Annotated in this window: 22 protein-coding genes; 10 read left to right on the top strand and 12 right to left on the bottom strand. The window is 53.5% G+C overall.

Going from position 1 to position 20,480, the window contains the following annotated elements:
• Positions 1 to 84: 84 nt before the first annotated feature.
• Together J0A68_RS02075 and J0A68_RS02080 are read right to left on the bottom strand one after the other, a co-directional pair.
• Complete coding sequence (locus tag J0A68_RS02075) at positions 85 to 1,038, bottom strand: FecR family protein (protein WP_206576525.1); 954 nt, start codon at positions 1,036 to 1,038, stop codon at positions 85 to 87.
• A 179-nt stretch (positions 1,039 to 1,217) separates the two neighbouring features.
• On the bottom strand, positions 1,218 to 1,808 hold the full coding sequence (locus tag J0A68_RS02080; protein ID WP_206576526.1) for an RNA polymerase sigma factor: 591 nt from the start codon (positions 1,806 to 1,808) through the stop codon (positions 1,218 to 1,220).
• 619 nt (positions 1,809 to 2,427) lie between these two features.
• Between J0A68_RS02080 and J0A68_RS02085 the strand changes: the two genes are divergently transcribed.
• The 8 genes from J0A68_RS02085 to J0A68_RS02120 all read left to right on the top strand — a co-directional run bounded on the left by J0A68_RS02085 (position 2,428) and on the right by J0A68_RS02120 (position 9,342).
• Positions 2,428 to 3,759, top strand: a complete 1,332-nt coding sequence (locus tag J0A68_RS02085) for a rhamnogalacturonidase (protein WP_206576527.1) — start codon at positions 2,428 to 2,430, stop codon at positions 3,757 to 3,759.
• A gap of 123 nt (positions 3,760 to 3,882) precedes the next feature.
• A complete protein-coding gene (locus J0A68_RS02090) occupies positions 3,883 to 5,112 on the top strand; it encodes an FAD-dependent oxidoreductase (protein ID WP_206576528.1) in 1,230 nt (409 codons plus the stop codon).
• A 7-nt stretch (positions 5,113 to 5,119) separates the two neighbouring features.
• Entirely contained in the window at positions 5,120 to 6,055 is a 936-nt protein-coding gene (locus J0A68_RS02095) for a glycosyltransferase family 2 protein (RefSeq protein ID WP_206576529.1), read from the top strand.
• Between the two features lie 67 nt (positions 6,056 to 6,122).
• Positions 6,123 to 6,491, top strand: a complete 369-nt coding sequence (locus J0A68_RS02100; RefSeq protein WP_206576530.1) for a DMT family protein — start codon at positions 6,123 to 6,125, stop codon at positions 6,489 to 6,491.
• Positions 6,492 to 6,606: 115 nt separating this feature from the next.
• Complete coding sequence (locus tag J0A68_RS02105) at positions 6,607 to 7,578, top strand: TolB family protein (protein WP_206576531.1); 972 nt, start codon at positions 6,607 to 6,609, stop codon at positions 7,576 to 7,578.
• Between the two features lie 72 nt (positions 7,579 to 7,650).
• The gene (gene aqpZ / locus J0A68_RS02110) at positions 7,651 to 8,334 is read left to right on the top strand and encodes an aquaporin Z (protein ID WP_206576532.1); all 684 of its coding nucleotides are present in this window, start codon (positions 7,651 to 7,653) and stop codon (positions 8,332 to 8,334) included.
• Between the two features lie 49 nt (positions 8,335 to 8,383).
• Positions 8,384 to 8,830 (top strand): outer membrane insertion C- signal, encoded by a 447-nt coding sequence (locus tag J0A68_RS02115; RefSeq protein WP_206576533.1) that lies wholly within the window; start codon positions 8,384 to 8,386, stop codon positions 8,828 to 8,830.
• A 50-nt stretch (positions 8,831 to 8,880) separates the two neighbouring features.
• Entirely contained in the window at positions 8,881 to 9,342 is a 462-nt protein-coding gene (locus tag J0A68_RS02120; protein WP_206576534.1) for a DUF1905 domain-containing protein, read from the top strand.
• Here J0A68_RS02120 and J0A68_RS02125 read toward each other — a convergent pair.
• The 7 genes from J0A68_RS02125 to J0A68_RS02155 all read right to left on the bottom strand — a co-directional run bounded on the left by J0A68_RS02125 (position 9,339) and on the right by J0A68_RS02155 (position 16,961).
• Positions 9,339 to 11,741, bottom strand: a complete 2,403-nt coding sequence (locus J0A68_RS02125; protein ID WP_206576535.1) for a TonB-dependent receptor — start codon at positions 11,739 to 11,741, stop codon at positions 9,339 to 9,341. The two genes, J0A68_RS02120 and J0A68_RS02125, sit on opposite strands and share 4 nt — an antisense overlap.
• 88 nt (positions 11,742 to 11,829) lie before the next feature.
• Complete coding sequence (locus J0A68_RS02130; protein ID WP_206576536.1) at positions 11,830 to 12,531, bottom strand: fatty acid desaturase; 702 nt, start codon at positions 12,529 to 12,531, stop codon at positions 11,830 to 11,832.
• A gap of 5 nt (positions 12,532 to 12,536) precedes the next feature.
• On the bottom strand, positions 12,537 to 13,382 hold the full coding sequence (locus J0A68_RS02135; RefSeq protein WP_206576537.1) for a 4-hydroxy-3-methylbut-2-enyl diphosphate reductase: 846 nt from the start codon (positions 13,380 to 13,382) through the stop codon (positions 12,537 to 12,539).
• Positions 13,383 to 13,385: 3 nt separating this feature from the next.
• Positions 13,386 to 14,096, bottom strand: coding sequence for a lycopene cyclase domain-containing protein (locus J0A68_RS02140; protein ID WP_206576538.1), 711 nt, complete (start codon positions 14,094 to 14,096; stop codon positions 13,386 to 13,388).
• Positions 14,096 to 14,938, bottom strand: coding sequence for a phytoene/squalene synthase family protein (locus J0A68_RS02145; protein ID WP_206576539.1), 843 nt, complete (start codon positions 14,936 to 14,938; stop codon positions 14,096 to 14,098). The genes J0A68_RS02140 and J0A68_RS02145 overlap by 1 nt, the downstream gene beginning before the upstream one ends.
• 21 nt (positions 14,939 to 14,959) lie before the next feature.
• Entirely contained in the window at positions 14,960 to 16,444 is a 1,485-nt protein-coding gene (gene crtID, locus J0A68_RS02150; protein ID WP_206576540.1) for a bifunctional phytoene desaturase/3,4-desaturase, read from the bottom strand.
• 4 nt (positions 16,445 to 16,448) lie between these two features.
• On the bottom strand, positions 16,449 to 16,961 hold the full coding sequence (locus tag J0A68_RS02155; RefSeq protein WP_206576541.1) for an RNA polymerase sigma factor: 513 nt from the start codon (positions 16,959 to 16,961) through the stop codon (positions 16,449 to 16,451).
• Positions 16,962 to 17,291: 330 nt separating this feature from the next.
• Here J0A68_RS02155 and J0A68_RS02160 point away from each other — a divergent pair, with 330 nt between their 5' ends.
• The gene (locus J0A68_RS02160; RefSeq protein ID WP_206576542.1) at positions 17,292 to 17,876 is read left to right on the top strand and encodes an ABC transporter permease; all 585 of its coding nucleotides are present in this window, start codon (positions 17,292 to 17,294) and stop codon (positions 17,874 to 17,876) included.
• Between the two features lie 7 nt (positions 17,877 to 17,883).
• Here J0A68_RS02160 and J0A68_RS02165 read toward each other — a convergent pair whose 3' ends face one another.
• From J0A68_RS02165 to J0A68_RS02175, 3 genes are all read right to left on the bottom strand, one after another.
• Entirely contained in the window at positions 17,884 to 18,780 is an 897-nt protein-coding gene (locus J0A68_RS02165; RefSeq protein WP_206576543.1) for a MerR family transcriptional regulator, read from the bottom strand.
• Positions 18,777 to 19,223, bottom strand: coding sequence for a sterol desaturase family protein (locus tag J0A68_RS02170; protein ID WP_206576544.1), 447 nt, complete (start codon positions 19,221 to 19,223; stop codon positions 18,777 to 18,779). Before J0A68_RS02170 ends, J0A68_RS02165 begins: the two co-directional genes overlap by 4 nt.
• Before the next feature lie 112 nt (positions 19,224 to 19,335).
• Positions 19,336 to 19,956, bottom strand: a complete 621-nt coding sequence (locus J0A68_RS02175; RefSeq protein WP_236021320.1) for a carotenoid biosynthesis protein — start codon at positions 19,954 to 19,956, stop codon at positions 19,336 to 19,338.
• Positions 19,957 to 20,097: 141 nt separating this feature from the next.
• Between J0A68_RS02175 and J0A68_RS02180 the strand changes: the two genes are divergently transcribed.
• Positions 20,098 to 20,400, top strand: coding sequence for a DUF4286 family protein (locus J0A68_RS02180; RefSeq protein WP_206576546.1), 303 nt, complete (start codon positions 20,098 to 20,100; stop codon positions 20,398 to 20,400).
• The last annotated feature ends 80 nt before the right edge of the window (positions 20,401 to 20,480 follow it).

A 20,480-nucleotide genomic window follows, 5' to 3' on the forward strand; every position in this document is an offset into this window, starting at 1 on the left:
GCGTTGTAGGGTTGGTAGAATCACTTGAAAAAGCCTCCAGCTGCCAGGGCATGGAGACTGGGTAGTTTTTTGGCATTTGGGTTTTTAATTGGTGATGGACACTTGGTTTTCGTTGATCTCAAACTGGAAACCCATGGAGAATGAGAGTCCTTCGAGTATGTTTTCCAGGCTTTCGTTGTTGAATTCCCCAGAGACTTTGCGGTTGAGGTTGATGGACTTTTGTACCTGGATCTCCACCCCGTACCAGGTTTGGAGATTGGCGACGATGTCCTTTAGGCTGCTTCTCTTGAATCGGATGCGGCCTTCCTTCCAGGCAGTCAGGATGAGGGGATCAAAGGACGCAGCGCTGATTTCCCCAGCATTTTCCTTGAGCGTGGCCATCTGTCCCGGTTCCAAAAATTTGGTCTCGGCGGCGGGAAGGTCTTCGATTTCCACTTTCACCTTGCCTTCGGTCAGGGCTATCTTTTCCAAGCCATCGCGGGAGAAAACATTGAACTCCGTCCCCAAAGCAGTGGTCTGCAGCTCGCCTGAGTCCACGATGAAGGGGACTTTCTCATTGGAAGCGACGTCGAAAAAGGCCTCTCCCGACACCTTGATCATGCGCTTGGCCTTGCCGTAGTCGGAGTCAAACTCGATTTTGGAGTTGGCGTTGAGCACCACGTAAGTCTGGTCAGGGAGCCTGATCCGCAGCTTTTCCCCCACGCGGGTTTCTTTGGTGTAGACCGTCAGGGTCTCCTCGACGACCGGTTCCTCTTGCTGGCTGTATCTAAACAGGCCCAGGGAGACCAGCCCGAGAAGGATGAAGGAGGCGGCGATCTTGAGCAGGCCCGCGCTGGGCTTCCAGGGTCTGATTTTGTGGCTCGGTCTGATTTCCCGGTGGATATTGTCCAGCATCCGGTCCACCGCTTCGTCTTCCGAATCGTCGGGACTGGCCTCCCAGCTTTCGAGGAGGATCTGATCCAGCTCCTCCCGGGATCCGGGGAGATCCAGCCACTTCTTGACCTGCGCGTGCTCTTCCGGCGTGCAAGCTTCGTTCAAAAATTTGATGAGCGTCTTCTTATCCACTGTTGGCTGTCCTTTTCAGGTAGTACAGCGCGACAGCTCCAAGTACTTAATGGTTTGGTGAAAAAAAGTCGGATTTTTTTGGGCAATCGATGTAATCACCAATGTACCAGCAACTTGAGAGGTACTTTTTTTTGGAGAAAAAGATCAGAAACTTAGGCCAGCAGCGACAATCCCACCACGAGCGCGTAGGGACTCTGCTCCAAAAGCTGGGTTTTCAGCTGCTTCTTGGCCAAATAGATGTGATGCTCCACCGTGCGGATCGAGATGTTGAGCATGTCGGCGATCTCCTGATGGGAGCGGCCTTCCAGCTTGCTCAGCGTAAAAATGTTTTGCTGCACCGGCGGCAGGAGGCCCAAGAGCTGAAACGCCACCTGTCTGCGGCTTTCCCTATAGCCCTGCTCCTCTTCCGCAGCCTCGTCGGCGAGCGTCTCGAGCTCCGTGTCGGGGACGAAAACCCTCTTTTTCTGGGCTTTGAGCTTGTTGTAGATCTTGTTTTTGACGCAGGTGTAGAGAAAAGCGCTGAAATTCAGCTCGGGGTCGAGTTTGGCGCGGGTTTCCCACACTTTCACAAAGACCTCCTGCACGACTTCCTCGGCCTCGGCCTTGTCCCAAAAAAAAGTCTTGGCATAGGCCAGCACTTTCCTCGCATATCTTCCATACAATTCATCAAAAGCCCTAAGCTCCCCCTGCTGTATAGAGGAGATTAGTTGCCTATCAGATTGTTTTGCATATGCACTTGCCATATCAACTAAACTACAAGACTCGATTTAAAATGTGCTTTTGCGCCAAAAAACGCGGCTTTGCGAAGGCCTCTTTTGGGCTGCCGCAAGGACAACTTTACACAAAGCCCTGCCCAATAATATTATTTTTTGTTTGGAACAAAACCACTTTTACAGATTTTTCGATTAAATACTAGCAATTCATCTATTTTTTTAAAAATCTCAAAATTATATTCGGCCAATTGGCCTAAAATAAGCTCGCCCTCTGCAGCATGGGATAGAGATGCCTTTAGTCGAAGCGAGATCACTTTCCCCTGATCAAGTCAGGAATGTGCTAGGTATTAAAGTTTTAGCTTTTGTATCTTCCCTCTTCACAAGCCTGCCAGCAAACCATGGAAGCCATACTTTTGGAAAGTCTTTTCGCCGCTCTATTCACCAACTGGAAACGGTTGCGAAAAATCTTCAAGAAGAAGCAAGCAGCCTCCTCCCTCTAGTCCAGCCAAAGGCAGAGCCCCAAGCTTTTCCTTGGCTCATCAGTCCGGTCTTCGGCCATGCGCTTCCAAACAGGACAGTGCTTGACGGGCCAAAGTCGCCTATCTGCTTATATTTAGCGGTTCAAGCCCATTGACCAGACCGCAATTCCATGAAAAAATACCTTCTGCCCCTCGCCACCGTCTTTTTGCTAGCCTTTGCCCTCGGCAATCTTGCCCAAGCGCAAAACGATACCTGGCCGGATGGCAGCCCCATGTCGGACTGGTTTCGCGACTACAGCAAGGTCAAACTACAAGACCTCGGCAAGGTCTATAGACTGACAGCGCATGGGGTCAAGAATGACTCCAGCGTCCTCCAGACGGAGCGGATCCAGGCAGTCATCAACCACGCAGCGGACTTCGGCGGCGGCGTGATCGTGGTTCCAAAAGGCACTTTTTTGAGCGGCGCGCTTTTTTTCAAACCCAAAACCCACCTCCACCTGGAGGAAGGAGCCGTGCTCAAGGGCTCCGACGACATTGCCCACTACCCGCTGCTCCCTTCCCGCATGGAGGGCCAAAACCTCGACTACTACGCCGCCTTGGTCAATGCCTACGGCGTGGACGGGTTTACCATCAGCGGGACTGGCACGATAGACGGCAACGGGCTGAAGTTTTGGGAGGCGTTTTGGCAGCGAAGAGCGGAGGATCCGAACTGTACCAATCTGGAAGTGTCACGACCCCGCTTGGTCTTTGTCTGGAATAGCAAGGACGTACAGCTCCAAGACGTGAAGCTCATCAACGCGGGCTTCTGGAGCAGCCACTACTACCAATGCGAAAACGTCAAAATCCTCGACCTCACCATCACCTCTCCCCACGCCCCGGTCAAGGCGCCGAGCACGGATGCCATCGACCTGGACGTGGTAAACAATGTCCTGATCAAGGGCTGCTACCTGGCAGTCAACGACGATGCCATCGCACTGAAGGGCGGCAAAGGCCCTTGGGCCGACCAAGACCCCAACAACGGGGAAAACACCAATATCCTGATCGAGGACAGCGAGTTTGGCTTTTGCCATGCCGCACTCACCTGCGGCAGCGAAGCCATCCACAACAAAAACGTGGTCATGCGCAACATCAAAGTGCAGGATGCGGTCCGGCTGCTTTGGCTGAAGATGCGTCCCGACACGCCCCAGCTCTACGAGCACATCTCCGTGGAAAACATCAGCGGACAGGCGCGCAGCTTTATCTATGTGAAGCCCTGGACGCAGTTTTTTGACCTGAAAGGCAGAAAAGACGTCCCCATCTCCGAGTCGCGCCACATCACCATGAAAAACATCGACTTGGACTGCGAGATTTTCTTTGACGTGGCGATCACCGAGCACGACCGCCTGTCGGATTTTGCCTTTGAAAACCTGAAAATCCAGGCCGCAAAGCCAACCTTCAACCCCCAGGTCGTGGACGGCTTCTCGGTGAGCAACGTGGTCGTCAATGGGGAAAAGCTCGACTGAGCCCCCCTGCTGGACTTTCCCACGGCTATCCAAAAAATCGCCAAGCCCGGCAAGGAGAATGATGTACGGGCTTGGGGGTTTCGGGATAGCCCTTATTTTTAACCCTCCTATTTCCGCAAACCAATGCCAAAAAACAAACGAATTGCCGTCCTGGGAGCAGGCGGACTGGGGGCCTGTCTGGCTCTGGAGCTAGCCCAGAGAGGCTACCAAGTGACACTTTTTGAAGCCCACTCGGAGGCTGTGCGCAAAGCGAGCTTTGTCAACGAAGGCAAGATCCATCTCGGATTCATCTACGCCATGGATCGCGACTTTCATACCTCCCAGCAGATGATCATTGGCGCGGTCCACTTCATGGACTATCTGAAGCGCTGGATTTCCATCGAAGCCGAGGAGGTCATCTCCACCCCCTTTCACTACTGCATCCACAAAGGATCGCTGGCGTCGGGAGACCAGCTAGAACCCCACTATGCGCAGTGTGCACAGGTTTTCGGCGAGGTCAGTCGACGTTTTGACAAAAAATACCTGGGGCTTTTTGACAAGGTCTATACCGAGCGACTGCCCAAATCAAAGATCGAAACCATCGTCAACCCCGAGTATTTCGAGGATGTGTTTCTGACTTCCGAGTACGCCGTGGAGCCTAGGGCAGTGGCCGAGCAGCTCAGAAAGTCCCTCGGACAGGAGGCCGCCATCCAGCTGCTCACCGGAGCATGGGTGAAGGCCGTAGTGCGCAGGGAGGGAAGATTGGAAGTCCGTTTTGACCAAAACGGGCTGGAGCACCGCGACTCTTTTGACGAGGTGGTCAACTGCACCTGGAACAGCCTGCTGGCCATAGACCAGACGCTGGGTATCGAACCCCTCCACGGCTCCTGGTCCTTCCGATACAAGTTTGGCAACAAGATCCTGATCCCCTTTGAGGCATCGGACTTTCCCTCCTGCACCATGGTGCAGGGGCCTTTTGGCGACTCGGTAAACTTCCGCGACAGGGGGGGCTTTTTCTCCTGGTATCCCATAGGTCGCACCGGCTGGTCGGAGGAGAGGCTTCCGCCAGATTGGGACGGGACCTATTCCCCCGAATACCGGGAGGAGATTTTCCAGGCGAGCTTTGAGCAGCTGCGGCACCGAGTCCCGGCACTGAGAAGCCTGAGTTTCCCCGCGGAAAGTGTCGACCCGGCCGGCGGGGTGATCTTTGCCCTCGGCAATACCGACGTGGAAGATGCAGACAGCAAGCTCCACACCCGACATGAGGTGGGCATCCGGTCCTTTGACGGATATCACACGGTCAATACCGGCAAATACACCCTGATCCCCTATCTCGCCGTGAAAACCGCCGATAGGCTGGAGGGCATATCCTGAGCCAAGTATGACCAATCCTACCGTCTCCATCATCACCGCCACCTACAACAGCAGCCATCTGCTCAAGCACGCCATCCGGTCCGTGATCGACTCCGACTTTCAGGATTGGGAGCTGATCGTGGTAGGGGACTGCTGTACAGACGACACCGAGGCGACGGTATTGGGGTTTGGCGATGCCAGGATCTCGTTTTACAACCTGGAGAAAAACAGCGGCCAACAGGCCACGCCCAACAACTTCGGCCTTGGCAAAGCCCGGGGCAAGTACATCGCCTTTCTCAACCAAGACGACTTCTACTATCCCGACCACCTCGGTCGCTGCCTCTCCGAGCTGGAAGCCTCCCGGGCAGACTTCATGGTGATCCCGGGTATCAACGTGCTGAGCTCCAAGCGCGAGGATTTTGAGCGGGGAAACTATGGCGTCCAGCTCTGGAGCGTACATCCGGATGGCCACTACTCCAGCAATGTATTCAGCGTCGCCTCCACCTGGTTTTTGAAGAAAAGCTCCGCAGACAGGCTCGGACCATGGAAGATGGAAAAAGACCTGTACGTCACTCCCTCCCAAGAGTGGCTTTTTCGTGCGTCCCAGCTGGGGCTGACCTTCCATTTTCCATCCCGCGTCGGTGTGCTGATCATCCTCAGCGGAGAGCGCAAAAACTCGTACAAGACCAAGCACAGCTTTGAGCACGAGTATTTTTCCACCCACCTGCAAGATGCCGAGCTGAAGGCCCAGCTGCTGGAAAAAGCCGCCATCTATGCCTACAAGCGAAACCAGTCGCTGCTGTTTTTCGAGCCCAAAACGCTCGTCAGGAGAGTGATGGGGCTTCCGCTCGACTGGGTGCTGAAGCGCCTGGGCATCCACCCTTCGTCGCTGCGCTACCTGAGGGGCTGGGGAGGCAAGGGTGGACTGATCAAAAAGATCCGAAAAGACACCGGCTTGGGTTAGTTTTTCCAGCGCAGCCGAGACGTACCGCCCTATTTTTTTCGCACTTTCGCTGAAAATCCAGGCCACCATGAAAGCGCTCCTCACCGTTGGACTACTCGTCCTCTCCAACACCTTTATGACTTTGGCCTGGTACGGCCACCTGAAGTTTGCCGAGTGGAAATGGTTTGGCAAACTGGGACTGGTCTCGGTCATCCTGATCAGCTGGGGAATTGCGCTCTTCGAGTACTGCTTTCAGGTTCCCGCCAACAAGATCGGTTTTGCCGGCAATGGAGGCCCCTTCACGCTCGTGCAGCTCAAAGTCTTGCAGGAGGTCATCACGCTGATCGTGTTTATGGCTTTTACGCTGATCGCTTTCAAAAATGAGACCCTGCGCTGGAACCATGCCCTGGGGGCGGTATTCTTGGTACTCGCGGTCTATTTTATTTTCAAAAAATAGGCTTCTCTAGAGATAGGCTAGGTATCAGCTGCATTTTTTGGGCAACCAACCTGAAAATACTGGTTTCCAGCTAGATTGATCGGTGAAAATGCCTAAATTCCGAAAACCGATTCCAATGAGATCGTTTCCCTATCCTTTGGCAGCATTTTTTTGGGTTTTTGCCTGTACTCCAAAGTCCGAGTCCATCCCGGAAAAAAGCTGTCTGATCGCTTACAACACCTTTGAGCCGGATTCCCTTGCGGAGGACAATTGGGAAATCAGGATCATGGGCCAAGACTCCAGCAGCTCCTCCACCAACCTGACCAAGCATCCCGATGTCGCCTGGACCTACCTCGCCCATAAGGACAAGATCTACTTCATCAGCGACCGGGACACTGCCTACCGCAATTTTTTCCTCTATGAAATGGACGGAGACGGCTCCGGCGTAAGAAAGCTCAGCGGGCTCCGGCTGGAGGACAGCTGGATGGACCTAGACCCCAATACCCAGGAGATGATCGTCTCGGCGCGCCCCGAGCCCAACGTCCGCCATCAGCTCTTTCTCATTGATCTACAGGACGGCAGCTTCAAGCCTTTGCTGGCCGACACGGCCTATCGCTACCAGGATCCTGTATTCTCTCCGGATGGCTCGCAGATAGCCTTTGTCAAAAGTCCGACAGCCAAGACCGAAGGTATCTTTCCCGATGTTTTCTTGGTCAATCGGGATGGCAGCGGCGAAAAGCGCCTGACCTATTTCCCGGCAGACGACCCCGCGGCGCTCAGCCACGGCTACAAGGCAGGTGCACTGAGATGGCATCCCACGGAAAACTTCATCTCTTACGCCAGCTCCCGTGGAGACCACACCTTCATATTCGCGGTGAATCCTGACGGCAGCGGAAACCGGCAGATCTCCCAGAGTGGAAAAGATGAAGTGTACCATGACTGGAGCCCCGACGGACGGTGGTTGGCCTTTGACCAGTACCAGGACACGGTGAGCCATCAGTACCATATCGTACTGATGGACTGGAAGAGCAAAGAGACGAGGATATTGACAGACACGCTGATCCGGACCCAGCTTGCACCGGTTTTCGTGGACAAAATCCAAGACTGATCATCGGTGGATTAGCGGTTTTCGATTTCATTTTTGACGAATCAATTTTTAAACAACCTTAATACTTTTACCATGAAAAAATTTGTAGCAGAGTTTGTCGGGACATTATGGCTGGTCCTGGGTGGATGCGGTAGCGCCGTTTTGGCGGCGGGTTTTCCAGAACTTGGGATCGGTTTTGTCGGGGTATCGCTGGCTTTTGGACTGACGGTAGTCACCATGGCCTATGGGATTGGCCACATATCGGGTTGCCATCTGAATCCCGCGGTGTCGGTGGGTTTGTGGATCGGAGGGAGATTTGAGACCAAAGAGCTACTTCCTTACATCGTCGCCCAGGTTTTGGGAGGAATCTGCGGAGCTGCTATCCTATATGTCATTGCGACGGGTAAGGCAGGCTTTGAACTTGGGGGATTTGCTTCCAACGGTTTTGCGGAGGCATCGCCAGGAGGCTACTCCATGACCGCGGCTTTCCTCACAGAGGTGGTCATGACCTTCATATTCTTGTTTGTGATCTTGGGCGCTACCCATCCCAAAGCCCCCGTGGGATTCGGCGGCTTGGCCATAGGACTTTGTCTGGTTTTGATCCACTTGATCAGCATCCCAGTGACCAATACTTCGGTAAACCCTGCACGAAGCACCTCCCAGGCGATTTTTGCCGGGGGAATTTACCTGCAACAGCTCTGGCTTTTCTGGATTGCCCCGATAATTGGCGCAATTTTGGCTGGGGTGGTTTACAAAAATCTCTCCCCTGCGGACTAGGGGAGGCTTTTTTGCAAACCAACACATCACAATACAAACTTATTTGTCCATGAAACTTTTAAAAGTTCTCTCCCTTGTCCTTTTCTTGGGACTTTTCGCCTCTTTGGAATCCCAAGCCCAGGAACTCGGTATCCGATTTGGCAACGTCAACGGCAACAACGTCGCAGTGGACGGGGTGTTTGCCTTGGGCGATTTCAGCAGGGTACACGCCGATGTCAGCTTTGGCAATGACGGAGTCGGCATTGACGCACTCTGGAACCCTATCTATGACGACATTTCCACCTCGGATTTCAAGTGGTACGCCGGCTTTGGCCCTTCACTCTTCCTGTCGGACAACTTCAAGTTTGGAGTCGCCGGGGAGATCGGTGCAGAATACCCCTTTGCGGACGTGCCCATCACGGTTGGTTTGGACTGGAGACCTTACTTTATCATTGTCGAAGACACCAGCTTTGATGCGGGAGGTTTTGGCCTCAACATTCGCTGGAGATTTCCCTGATTACTTACCACTGATGACCGGAGCGGGGAGACCCGCTCCTTTTTTTTGCGATGGAACTGATACTCGAAGGCGATTTTCTTTTGGAAAGGTTTCCCGGTAAGGGCGGGTGGACTTTTGTCCGCGTGCCGGTCACTTCCCTTTCCGGGGGAAAAGCTTTCGGCATGGTCAAGCTTGACGGTTCCATCGATGAGGTTGAGTTTGTCGGCAAACACCTCATGCCCATGAAGAAAGGCATACTTTTTCTCCCCGTCTCCAAGCCCATCCGCAGCCAAATCAAAAAAGAGGAGGGCGATGTGGTACGGCTGAGGCTCTTTCGCAAAGACATTCCCGACTCCATCCCGGCGGAGCTCATCGCTTGCCTGGAGGACGATCCCGGCACGCTGCCACTTTTCCAGCAGCTATCCGAGTCCGAGCAAAAGCACTGGATCGAGTTCATCTACAGCACCGACAGCGAGCAGACCAAAGCAGACCGCATCGTCAAGCTGCTCACCGAGCTCAAGCCTATCTCCTAAAATTCCACGATGATCCCCACCGTCGGCAGCACATTGCCTGCGGGATTTTCCAGCAGCTTCAGCAGGTAGCGGCTGGGGTCGCTGGGATCGATGAGGATGTTTCCCGCATCGTCCCGGATCGGCACCAGGACCGGCGGCTGCTCCGCCTGGAAGTTGTACAGGTTTTGGATGTCCACGTACCAGTTCAGATTCCAGCGTTGGAAGTAGTACTTTTTGTCAATCCGGATATCCAGCTGGTGAAAGGGAGACAGACGAACCGCATTGATCTGGGAGTAGTCCAGAATGCCGGCGTTTCTGAGATCCCAATTGGAGATCAGGCTAGACTCCTCCAGGTCGTAGGGCGTGTATGGCGTCCCGCCAAGGAACCTCCAGCGAGCACCGGCTTCCCAGTTTTTGCCGAAGCGCTTGCCTGCCGTCAGGCTCACGATGAAGCGGTTGTCCCAGGAGGAAGGGGCGTATCCCTCGGTGTTGGGATTGGTAAATTCACTTCTGACCAGCGTGAGTGAAGCGATGCCGTAAAAGTCGTTGAACAGGCGCTGCTGCGCCAAAAACTCCAGTCCATACGCCCGACCATCTGAATTTGACAGCACCGGCTCGTTGCCTATGGTGCCAAAGTCTGCGCCGAGATTGGCCAGGGAAATCCCATTGCGAACCGAGGAAGGGTAGTTTTGGTACTTTTTGTAAAAGGCCTCGAGGGTAAATCTCCGGTTTTTGTCGGGCAGCATCCACTCCAGGCCCGCGATGAGCTGGGAGTTGCGGATGAAGCGCACGTCGTTGTCCTGGTTTTCCAGCTCTCCGGCAGTATTTCGATAGCCCAGTACGGTGTAGGGAGGCTTCTGGTAGTAGATCCCCGCATTGGCAGTGGCAAATAGATTGGGCTTGAGCTGGTAGGAAAACGTAATGCGGGGACTGAGCTGGTTCAGGGGATTGGAGGCCGTCTCGCCAAAGTCTGCCCCGTCCATGCGAATGCCCCCACTCACCAAAAGCCGGTCGTCTAGCAGGTTTTTGCTGCCGGAGATAAAGGCTCCATATTGGTTGAAAAAGGCCGTGGACTCCACGTCGATCACCTCGCCGCTGGAGGCCAGCGTGGATCGGTCGTAGTTGCTGATGAAATAGCGGGAATATTGGTAATTGACGCCATACTTGACCGTAAAGCCGTTTCCAAAGATGCTGTTTTCGGCGCGGAATTTATTCTCCGACTCCTGGGAAGCGTAGTCAAACAGCAGGTTTTCCGCAGCGCTTTCGTCGTTGCCGGAGTACTTGTAGGACTGGTTGTTCAGCATGTTTCGGCTGAGGACAAACGTCCAAAAGCCGTTTTCCCGGAAGCGCTTCAGCTTGACACCCGTGGCGTAGTTCCATTGGTTTTGGACAGGAAGCACATCCAGGAGATAAAGTCTGTTCTCCAGCTCCTCCTCCGATTCCCCATCAGGAATCTCCTCGTTGAGCACAAACTTGTCGATCGCGCCCACGCCGATGAAGGTCAGCTCGGTCTTGTCGTTGAGCTTGGTCGTAGTCTTGAGCTGGAAGTCGTTGAAAGTCGGCAAAAACGGCAACTGGAGCAGCTTGAAGAGCCCTTGGAGGTAGGATCTTCTTGCCGAAAGCAGGTAGGTGGTCTTTTCGCCCAGCGGCCCTTCGTTGGACAGGGTCAGCTCGGAGGCGCCGAGCGTGAGCTGGGTAGCCATGCGATCCCTTCGCCCATCCTTCAGCTGAAACTCAAAAAACGAACTCATCGCGTCCATGCGGTCCGCCGGAAATCCTCCAGTCACCACCTCCACATCCTTGATGAGGTTTACATTCAGGATACCCACCGGGCCCCCGGAGGAACCCTGCGTGGCAAAGTGGTTGATCACGGGCACCTCGATCTCGTCCACGTAGAACTTGTTTTCGTTGGGTGCGCCGCCTCGGATGATGATGTCGTTTCGGAAGCTCGCCGTGGAAGCCACCCCTGGCAGGGACTGGATGACCTTGGAGATGTCCCGGTTGCCACCGGGATAGCGCTCGATCTCGTTGGTATTGAGCTTGCGTGCGGAGATCGGCGTCTCCTCCGAGCGGACAAACTCCGAACTCACCACGACCTCTCCCAGCTCCGATGCCTCCTCTTGCAGTGCAAAATCGAGCTGCACCGAGCGGGCCAGCGTGACCTGCACCTCATATTGGGTGACGGGTTTGAAGCCGACAAAGCTCGCGCGGACGTTGTACAGCCCCGGGGGGATGCCGGAGATTTCATAGTTGCCGTCCTCGTCAGAGATGCCGCCCAGCTCCGTGTCCAGGATCAGCACGTTGGCAAAGGGGACAGGCTCGTTGTTTACGGGGTTGAAAATTCTTCCTTTCAAGATGCCTTGTGCAAAAAGCTGAACGGGGAAGATGAAAAGTAGCAGGAGGGTAATTCTAAAGTTCACGGGGTTGGTGTTTTCCAGTAAAGCAATATTAGTCGAGGATTGTTTAGGAAGCTCGCCTTTTTTGATCCAAGACAGGGAAAAGTCGGTCCTATTTTTCCTTTAGCCGCCAAAGTCTCCACCAAGGCGTGCCCGGGGAGTCGTGGTGCTCGTAGTGGTATCCAAAAAAATAACAGCTGAAGAAGGCCCAAATGTGGTTTTTGCGCTGTGTGTGCGAATGATGTTTGTTTTCGATTTCTCCCTGATGCGGTAGGTAGGTGCCAAAGTAAAAGAGCTGAAAGGTGGACAGGACCGCCGGCAGCATCCAAAAAAGAATGAGGTTTTCCACCGGAAAAAACAGCTTCAGGATATTGAATGCCACCGCCATCAGCAAAATCTGCAACCAGGTCACATACTGGCGGATGAAGCTCAGGTACCAAATCCAAAACTTTCCCGAAAGGTGATAGTCCGGATCCTCCTCCGTAGCGACGTGCCGATGATGGGCATGATGCCGGGGAAAAAGCCTCCAGTAGAAATTGAATGAGAAGAGGATTGCCGCCACCCAGCCGGTGAGATGGTTGAGTGTCTTATTGGCCGAAACGCCTCCGTGCATTGCGTCGTGTGCCGTGATAAAGAGGCCGGTGTACAAGTGCATCTGTACCAGCACCGCCAAATACACCAGTGGATTAGTCCAAGAAATCGGATAGCTGAGCAGAAAAGCAAGTGACAAAACCCATAGCAAAATGATCGACCAGCCGATCAGGAGACCCTTGGGATCGGAGGCGGAGGTACTATGGGTAGATGCACTTTGCATGGGGCTCAAAAGGTCAAAATCCGCTCGCGCACCTGCTCCATCAGCCACATGGGCGTGGAGGTGGCGCCGCAGATTCCCACGGACTCGTTTTGGCCAAACCAGTCCTGCTCGACCTGCTCAGGATTGGATACGAAAAACGTATGGGGATTGCTCTCGGTGCAGGCTTTGAAGAGCACCTTGCCATTGGAGGATTTGGATCCCGCTACGAACACGACCTTGTCAAACTTTCTGGCGAAGTCCCTCAGCTCCTTGTCCCGGTTGGACACTTGGCGGCAGATGGTATCGTTGGTGCTCACCGTGATGCCCGCCTCGCTGAGCGTCTGGTTGATTTCATAAAATTTGTCCGTGCTCTTCGTAGTCTGGCTGTACAGCGTCAAGTTTTTGGGCAATTTGGAAAGCTCCAACTCCGAAATATCCTGAAACACCACCGCCTGGTTGTTGGTCTGGCCGAGCAGACCGACGACTTCCGCATGGCCGTGTTTGCCATAGATGTAGATGGGTTCGCCTTTGTCAAAGGAGTTTTTGATGCGGTTTTGCAGCTTCAGCACTACAGGGCAGCTCGCATCGATCAGCGTGAGATTGTTGCGCAGTGCGAGCTCATAGGTAGCGGGCGGCTCGCCATGGGCACGGATCAGGACTTTTTCGTCCCGAAGCCCATACAGGTCTCCATGGTCGATGATCTTCAGTCCCTTTCGGCTGAGTCGGGCCACTTCTTCGTCGTTGTGCACGATGTCGCCCAGGCAATAGAGATAGCCCTGCTCGTCGAGGATCTCTTCGGCCATCTCGACTGCATAGACTACTCCAAAGCAGAATCCCGAATGCGTGTCTATTTGTACCTGGAGATCTTTCATATCTTATAAACTCCCGAGTTTGGCAATTGTTTTTTGGCTTCGAATCTTTTCGAACAGGCTGATATTCAGCAGAAAGAGCGACATGGAGTAGATGGTATCCTCCACGGGGACAGTCCAAATCCGGATGCCCAGATTCTCCGCATCGTTGTAGATCACTACTGGCTCCTCGGTCAATCCCCCAGTGAGGATGCCATTGCAGAGGAGAAAAGGCATGAGATGGACCGCATAGGCAAACAGAAAGCGCCCAAGGTATCGGTCACCAAAGACCAGAAAGTGGATCAACAGGACGGCTGCGCCAAAAAGAAAATTGACCGAGGTGTAGAGCTTGTCCAGATGAAGGAATCCAAAACCCAAGAGGACAGGCACCATGACATAGACCAAGGGCTTGGCCAATGGTTGCAGGAAATCCTTTGGGAAAAAATAGATGAGCACCTCGTAGATGAAAACGCAGGCAAATGGAATCACGAAAAAGAACAGGACTTCCTCCAGCGGAAGGCCAAAGATGAAAATGCCCAAGACATATCGGGGGTTAAACTCCCACACGCCCACTTCGGTAAACCACCAGTCCCATACCAAAAACACCAGCGCCGACACCAGCAGAGCCGGAAACAACGCATACCACTGGGAAGAGTAACGGATCCGATGCTCAAAAGACTGCGCCAGGGGATAGGAAATGGCAAACAGCAACAAACCTGCATACAGGTAGTTTTCCATCAGAGCATGCCGAGTTTGGTCTCAAAATAGGTTCCCAGCAGCAGGGAAAGCTTTTGGGAATTGGGGATGCGGACGCGCTTTTCGGTAATCGTCTCGGCGGGCATGCCCTTGATTTTCTCAAACAGCTTTTGATAATAAAGGTATGCGATGCGCACGCCCAGCTTGGCCCCGGAGGGCAGCTGCTCTATGCCGATGAGCGAGGCAGCAAAATCCCGACGGATATCCTCTTCGATCTCGGCTTTCATCGCGTTGTCAAAGATCCGGTAGTCCACACCGGGAAAATATACCCGACCACGCTCTTCGTAGTCACTCTTGATGTCGCGTAGGAAGTTGACTTTTTGGAAAGCCGATCCCAGCTTGCAAGCAGGCACCCGCAGACGCTCGTATTGCTCCTCATCCCCTTCGCAGAAGACCTTCAGGCACATCAGACCCACCACTTCGGCTGAGCCATAGATGTACTCGTTGTACTTTGAGTCGTCGTAGATCTGGAAGTCCAGGTCCATTTCCATGCTATGGAGAAAAGCATCGATCAGACCAAGGTCTATCTGGTACTGGTTTACGATGAGCTGAAAGGCGTGGAGTACCGGATTGAGCGATACCCCACTCTCTATGGCATGGTAAGTGTCAGTTTTAAACCGGGCCAAGAGTTCTTTCTTGTTTTTGTCGTGAAACGTATCGACAATCTCGTCCGCATACCTCACAAAGCCATAGATGGCGTAGATCGGCATGTGGAACTTCCGGTCCATGGTCTTGATGCCAAGCGTGAAGCTGGTGCTGTACCGATGGGTGATCAAGCGGGCGCACTCAAGGGAAGTCTGGTCAAAAAGCGCTACAGAGTCCATAGTTTCAATATACTTAATTATCTATAAATGATGATCCTTGACTACCTCCCGGGCGACCACCTCTCCTGATATGAGTGAGGGAGGTACTCCAGGCCCCGGCACGGTCAGCTGTCCAGTGTAATACAAATTTTTAAGCCTTTTGTTTTTCAGGCTGGGCTTCAGCAGGGCTGTCTGCCTCAACGTATTCGCCAATCCGTATGCATTGCCCTTGTAGGCATGGTAGTCGGCCTGGAAATCGCTGTGGGCATAGGATCTCTTGAAAATCACGTGCGATCTCACCTCCTGACCGGTGATGCGCTCCAGTCTATCGAGGATGAGGTGGTAGTATTTTTCGCGCAGCTCCTCCGAATCTTCCAAGCCCGGAGCCAAGGGAATGAGGAGAAAGAGGTTTTCCATTCCGTCGGGCGCGACCGTCGGGTCGGTGACAGAGGGGACAGAAGCATAGAAAAGCGGGCGCTCCGGCCATCTCGGGTGGGTATAGATCGCATCCGCATGCGGCCCCAGCGGCTCGTCAAAAAACAGGTTGTGATGGCGGAGGCCTGTCAGCCTCTTGTCCACTCCCAGATAGAAAAGCAAGCAAGACGGGGCCAAGACGCGCTTGTCCCAATTCTCCTCGGAGTAGTTGCTGTAGTTTGGGTTCAGCAGCTGTCGGTCCACATGGTGGTAGTCTGCTCCGGCTATGACCACATCGGCGGCTATCCGCTCTCCACTCACCAGACGCAGCTGCTTGACCTTCCCGTCGGCTACTTCGATTTCCTCCACTTCGGCGGAATAGCGCATCTTCACGCCTTTTTCCTCTGCCAAGCTGACCATCGCACGGATGATCTCGTGCATGCCTTTTTTGGGATACCAAGTGCCCAAAGCGATGTCGGCATAGTTCATCAGACTGTACAGGGCGGGGATATTTTCGGCGGTTTCGCCGAGAAAGAGCACCGGGAATTCCATCAGGCGGATGATTTTCTCGTTGGAAAAAAACTTCCGCACATGCTTGGCCATGGACTGGAAGATGTCCAGCCGCAGGACGTCGAGCAGGAGGCCGGGAGAGGCAAACTCCAGAATGGATCGGCTGGGTCTTTGCACCAAATCGTGGATTCCGACTTGGTATTTGTATCTGGCTTGGGCTAGAAAGCTATCCAGCTGGTCTCCTGCCCCGGGCTCCAGCTTTTCCAGCATCGCCTTGAACTGGCCCAGGTCGGCCGGAATATCCAGGGTATCCTTTTCTCCGAAAACCACGGCGTAGGAAGGATCCAGGCGGATGAGGTCGTAGTAGTCGGAGACTTTCTTGCCAAAGGCGGCAAAATACCGCTCAAAGACGTCTGGCATCCAATACCAGCTGGGCCCCATGTCGAAGGTAAATCCTTCCGCCTCAAATTTTCGGGCTCTTCCGCCAGGGGAATCGTTTTTTTCCAGCAAGGTGACGCTACACCCTCCGCTGTGGGCGAGGTGTGTAGCTGCTGAGAGCCCGGCAAAGCCAGACCCGATCACCACCACGTGTTTCTGGGGCATTGGATCAGTTTTTATGCATATACACCTCGAGGGACTCCTTGAGCTGCTTACGGGCAATATGGATTCTATTTTTTACAGTTCCTATGGGGATTTGGAGCTCCTCGGCGATCTCGTGATACTTAAAACCCCTGAAAAACATCTCAAAAGGAACCTTGTGCGAATCGTCCAGCCTATCGATGGCAATGCGGATATCTCGCAGCGCAAAGGAACCGAAGGCGCCGTTTTCTATGGTCTCCTTTCCCGAGTTGAGGTAGAAGTGGTTTTCGGTGGTGTCCACGAAAGTCCCTCTCCGAGCCGCCCGTTGGTAGTTGGTGATGAAGGTATTCCGCATGATTGTGTAGAGCCAGGCTTTGAGGTTGGTGCCTTCGGCAAACTTCTCCTTGTTGGAAAAAGCCTTCAGGATGGTGTCCTGCAGCAGGTCCTTGGCGTCGTCTACGTCCTTGGTCAATCGCAAGGCAAAGGGCTTCAGAGAGCCCGATGCCTTGTCAAGTGAGTAGCTAAATTCTAAAGTGGTCATTGTGGCATTGTTTTGTTTAACGAAATGTAGTAAACGTTAAACAAAAAGACAAACTTTTCCGGAAAAAATGGATTGGACTGGCGGGATTCCAAGCAGCTTGTTTCCTTGACTATCAATACTTTCGGGTGGAAAAAAGCGTGATTTTATGCCCTGAAAGCTTCCAGAGGCACTTTTCTGACCTTCTCGAAGCTTTGATTCCAAGAGGGATGTATCCCAAAAAAAATTTCTCCGCCTTTCAGAAATAGCTGGGATACCGGACGAGAGGGGTCCAAACCAAAACTCCGGAGCTCCAAATCAGAATCGTCCTCCACCGCCCATTTCGGTCCACGCATGCACCAGAAGATCCGCCCGTTGTTTATCCTACTCAATCCACCCCATACCGACAATGTGCTGATCAGGCTGCAGTCAGGCGTGGAATCGGCTACGATAGAACGGTTGGAAAATCTCTTCCAAAAGCACAATCCAGACATCCCTTTTGAGATTGACTTCGTCGACGATGCGTATGAGTCGCTCTACACCGCCGAGCTGAAAGTGGCGCTCCTGTCCAAGTACTTCGCAGCCGTGGCGATCTTCATTTCTTGCTTGGGACTGATCGGGATGGCCGCATTCACTGCGGAGCGGAGGACGAAGGAAATCGGAATCCGGAAGACACTTGGCGCGAGTGCGTTCCATGTCGTCAGGCTGCTCTCGGCTGACTTCACGCTGATTGTGGTGCTGGCCATCGTGCTGTCCATACCCCTGGGGTATTGGTTTACCGAGGCGTGGCTGGAAGGATTTGCCTATCACGTCCTGTTGGAATGGTGGTTCTATGTGGGAATTGGGATCGCGGTATTGGCCGTCGCCCTAGGTACGATCGGCACCCAGACGATCAAGGCTGCGCTTACCGACCCCGTAAAAAGCCTAAAAAACGACTGATACCGGATTACTTTTCCTGCATCACCGGGCTGATCTCTCCGAGGATCTCCTTGAAGTCCCCGAAATCCTTCATCAGGCGGACATTGGAGGGAATGGTCAGCCCCTTGTCGATGACCTGGTATCCGGAGGTAAGGATCTGTGCCTCGGGAAACTGCTTCGAAAGGGAATCGAGGTAGGCTTGCGCCTCGTCATTGGCGGGCTGGGAGGTCAGTACAGTCAGCAGATAATCGGGCTGATGCAGCCTATACACCGAAAGCAGGTCTCCAAAAGGGGTGCTTTGACCCAAGTAGATGACCCTGTGTCCGTTGACCTTGATCAGGTAGCTGGAAAAAAGCAGTGAAATCTCGTGCAGCTCGCCCTCTGGGAGAAAGAGCAAAAACTTCTTTCCTCCGTGGGACCAATTGACACAGTCAATGGCGACAATCAGCTTTTGGCGGACCAGATTGGAAATGAAGTGCTCCTGCGCCGGCGTGATCGCGCCTGTCTGCCACAGGATTCCGATCTTGGCCATGAAGGGATAGATGACATCAAACATCGTCTGCTCAAACCCAAGCTTTTGGATGCTCGTGGAGAGGAACCTTTCGAAGCCCTCCTCATCCATGTCTATCATGCAAAAGGTCAAGCCATGGATCATGTCATGCTGGGCCATGGAGGCCTCGGCCATATCCAGCACCACCGTGCGTATCTCCTCGCGCGACATAGCCACGATCTTGCTGATCTTAAAGCCGTTTTCGTTGAGAAAGGCCACATTCAAAATCAGCTTCAAGTCCCCATCGTCGTAATACCGGATATTGGTCTCAGTCCGCTTTGGATTGAGCAGATTGTAGCGCTGCTCCCATATCCGCAGGGTATGGGCCTTGATGCCTGACAGCTGTTCCAGATCCTTGATCGAATAGTTGCTCACTCCTCGTCTCTTTTAAAGTATTTCCTGGGGACCAAAAACAGTCCAAACGAAACCGCATCGTCCTTTTGGTTGCTGCGGTGATGTGCCTGATGGGCTTTGAAAATCCCCCGCATGAAGGGATTCCGCGGTTTTCCAAACCACTTCAGACGCCGATGAACCCAGACATCATGAAGGACAAAATACAATAGTCCGTACACGCTGATCCCGATTCCGATCCAAAACCTATAGTCCAGAGCCTCTACCCCCAAAAGGATGAGCACTACCGCTACGCTCCCAAAAAGCAGGGAAAACAGGTCATTCAGCTCAAAGAAAGACTTCGAGGGCTGATGGTGCGTCTTGTGGATCATCCACAGTGGCCCATGCATGAGGTACTTGTGTATCCACCAGCCCGCAAGTTCCATTGCGGCAAATCCTATCGCTATGAACAGTATCGCGTTGACCATTATCGAAACAACCAGAATCCCGGCGATTTGTTAGAAGTCCCATCGAGAATTGTTTCCCGGATGCGTCCTGGAGGGTTGGGCTCCCGCCCACAAGCCGAAATGGATCCGGAGATCAGACCTCCAGCGTGAAATTCAATATCGTAAAGAAAAGAATCATCGCCATCAGCAGCCACACCGCCAGCGGGTTGGATTTCTCAAAATTCGCCTTGCGGTAGATCAGGTGGATCAGAAACGACACCCCAAACCAGCCCGCGTAGTTGCCCGGAGGGATGATGTCAAACTTCCACACCCAGAAGTCCAAGGCCACGGCCACGGGCTCGATGATGTAGTCCAGGGAGGTCATGGCCAAAGCGCCCAGGAATGCCGCATAGTAGTCATTCGGGATTTTGTGGAAAACGGTACCCGTGAGGTAGCTGAGGACAAACCAGTTGACTCCGATGACGATGGGCACCTCCCAAAGCTTTGGCCCCAGTGTCTGCCCATACACATAGTCTCCGTAGAGGTAGCCCGTATGGATGCCGACCAGCTCGGAGCCAAATCCCAGCCAGAATGCCGCCGCGGCATAGATGGGGAAGGCGTCGTTCCATCCCTTGTGGTAAAACAGCACCAGAAACAGCGTCGCCAACAGCTGCGCCGGCGTGAGGCTCAGAAACAGCTCCCTGTACTCCGGGAGACTCAAGCCCACCACTCCGACGAGGTAGAGCGCAACCACTACGATTTTGCCGATCAACAATCTGGAAACTCGGGGTTCCCCCCGCGATGGGACATATTTGTGCATAATGGGATCGAAAGCCAAAGTTTCGTCTAGGGATGCTTAACTTTGGGTGCCGGTTTTTGTTGGCAACAAAAGTAACCAAAACCCCTTTTCTCCCTTATGATTCTGTACAATATCACCATAAACGTCACCCCCGACATCGAAGAGGACTTTATTTCCTGGATGAGGGACACGCACATTCCCGAGGTCCTCAGCACCGGCATCTTCTCCGAGCACAAGTTTTTCCGCCTCCTCCATGAGTCCGAAGACGGATCTACCAACTACTGCATCCAGTATTTCACCAACAGCATGGAGCAGATGATGGAGTATGAGAAGAAGCATGCCGCGCTGCTGAGAGCGAAGACCCAGGAAAGATATCGGGACAAGGCCGTGGCCTTCCGAACCCTCTTGGAGTCGATTTGACATTCACCGGGAGCTGCGGGGATGCGGCTCCCTATCCTTTTTTGCGCTCCCAAACAGCCCCTCTTCTCCGAGGCCCAAGT

The sequence above is a fragment of the Algoriphagus oliviformis genome (genome assembly GCF_017254915.1).
Taxonomy (GTDB): Bacteria; Bacteroidota; Bacteroidia; order Cytophagales; family Cyclobacteriaceae; genus Algoriphagus; species Algoriphagus oliviformis.

Bases quoted from the DNA above. Each gene is read 5' to 3' on its own strand.
- J0A68_RS02145 (WP_206576539.1), bottom strand. From the start codon at position 14,938: ATGGACTCTGTAGCGCTTTTTGACCAGACTTCCCTTGAGTGCGCCCGC.
- J0A68_RS02085 (WP_206576527.1), top strand. From the start codon at position 2,428: ATGAAAAAATACCTTCTGCCCCTCGCCACCGTCTTTTTGCTAGCCTTT.
- J0A68_RS02090 (WP_206576528.1), top strand. From the start codon at position 3,883: ATGCCAAAAAACAAACGAATTGCCGTCCTGGGAGCAGGCGGACTGGGG.
- J0A68_RS02120 (WP_206576534.1), top strand. From the start codon at position 8,881: ATGGAACTGATACTCGAAGGCGATTTTCTTTTGGAAAGGTTTCCCGGT.
- J0A68_RS02080 (WP_206576526.1), bottom strand. From the start codon at position 1,808: ATGGCAAGTGCATATGCAAAACAATCTGATAGGCAACTAATCTCCTCT.
- J0A68_RS02100 (WP_206576530.1), top strand. From the start codon at position 6,123: ATGAAAGCGCTCCTCACCGTTGGACTACTCGTCCTCTCCAACACCTTT.
- J0A68_RS02135 (WP_206576537.1), bottom strand. From the start codon at position 13,382: ATGAAAGATCTCCAGGTACAAATAGACACGCATTCGGGATTCTGCTTT.
- J0A68_RS02180 (WP_206576546.1), top strand. From the start codon at position 20,098: ATGATTCTGTACAATATCACCATAAACGTCACCCCCGACATCGAAGAG.
- crtID (WP_206576540.1), bottom strand. From the start codon at position 16,444: ATGCCCCAGAAACACGTGGTGGTGATCGGGTCTGGCTTTGCCGGGCTC.
- J0A68_RS02095 (WP_206576529.1), top strand. From the start codon at position 5,120: ATGACCAATCCTACCGTCTCCATCATCACCGCCACCTACAACAGCAGC.
- J0A68_RS02170 (WP_206576544.1), bottom strand. From the start codon at position 19,223: ATGGTCAACGCGATACTGTTCATAGCGATAGGATTTGCCGCAATGGAA.
- J0A68_RS02115 (WP_206576533.1), top strand. From the start codon at position 8,384: ATGAAACTTTTAAAAGTTCTCTCCCTTGTCCTTTTCTTGGGACTTTTC.
- J0A68_RS02140 (WP_206576538.1), bottom strand. From the start codon at position 14,096: ATGGAAAACTACCTGTATGCAGGTTTGTTGCTGTTTGCCATTTCCTAT.
- J0A68_RS02155 (WP_206576541.1), bottom strand. From the start codon at position 16,961: ATGACCACTTTAGAATTTAGCTACTCACTTGACAAGGCATCGGGCTCT.
- J0A68_RS02160 (WP_206576542.1), top strand. From the start codon at position 17,292: ATGCACCAGAAGATCCGCCCGTTGTTTATCCTACTCAATCCACCCCAT.
- J0A68_RS02130 (WP_206576536.1), bottom strand. From the start codon at position 12,531: ATGCAAAGTGCATCTACCCATAGTACCTCCGCCTCCGATCCCAAGGGT.
- aqpZ (WP_206576532.1), top strand. From the start codon at position 7,651: ATGAAAAAATTTGTAGCAGAGTTTGTCGGGACATTATGGCTGGTCCTG.
- J0A68_RS02105 (WP_206576531.1), top strand. From the start codon at position 6,607: ATGAGATCGTTTCCCTATCCTTTGGCAGCATTTTTTTGGGTTTTTGCC.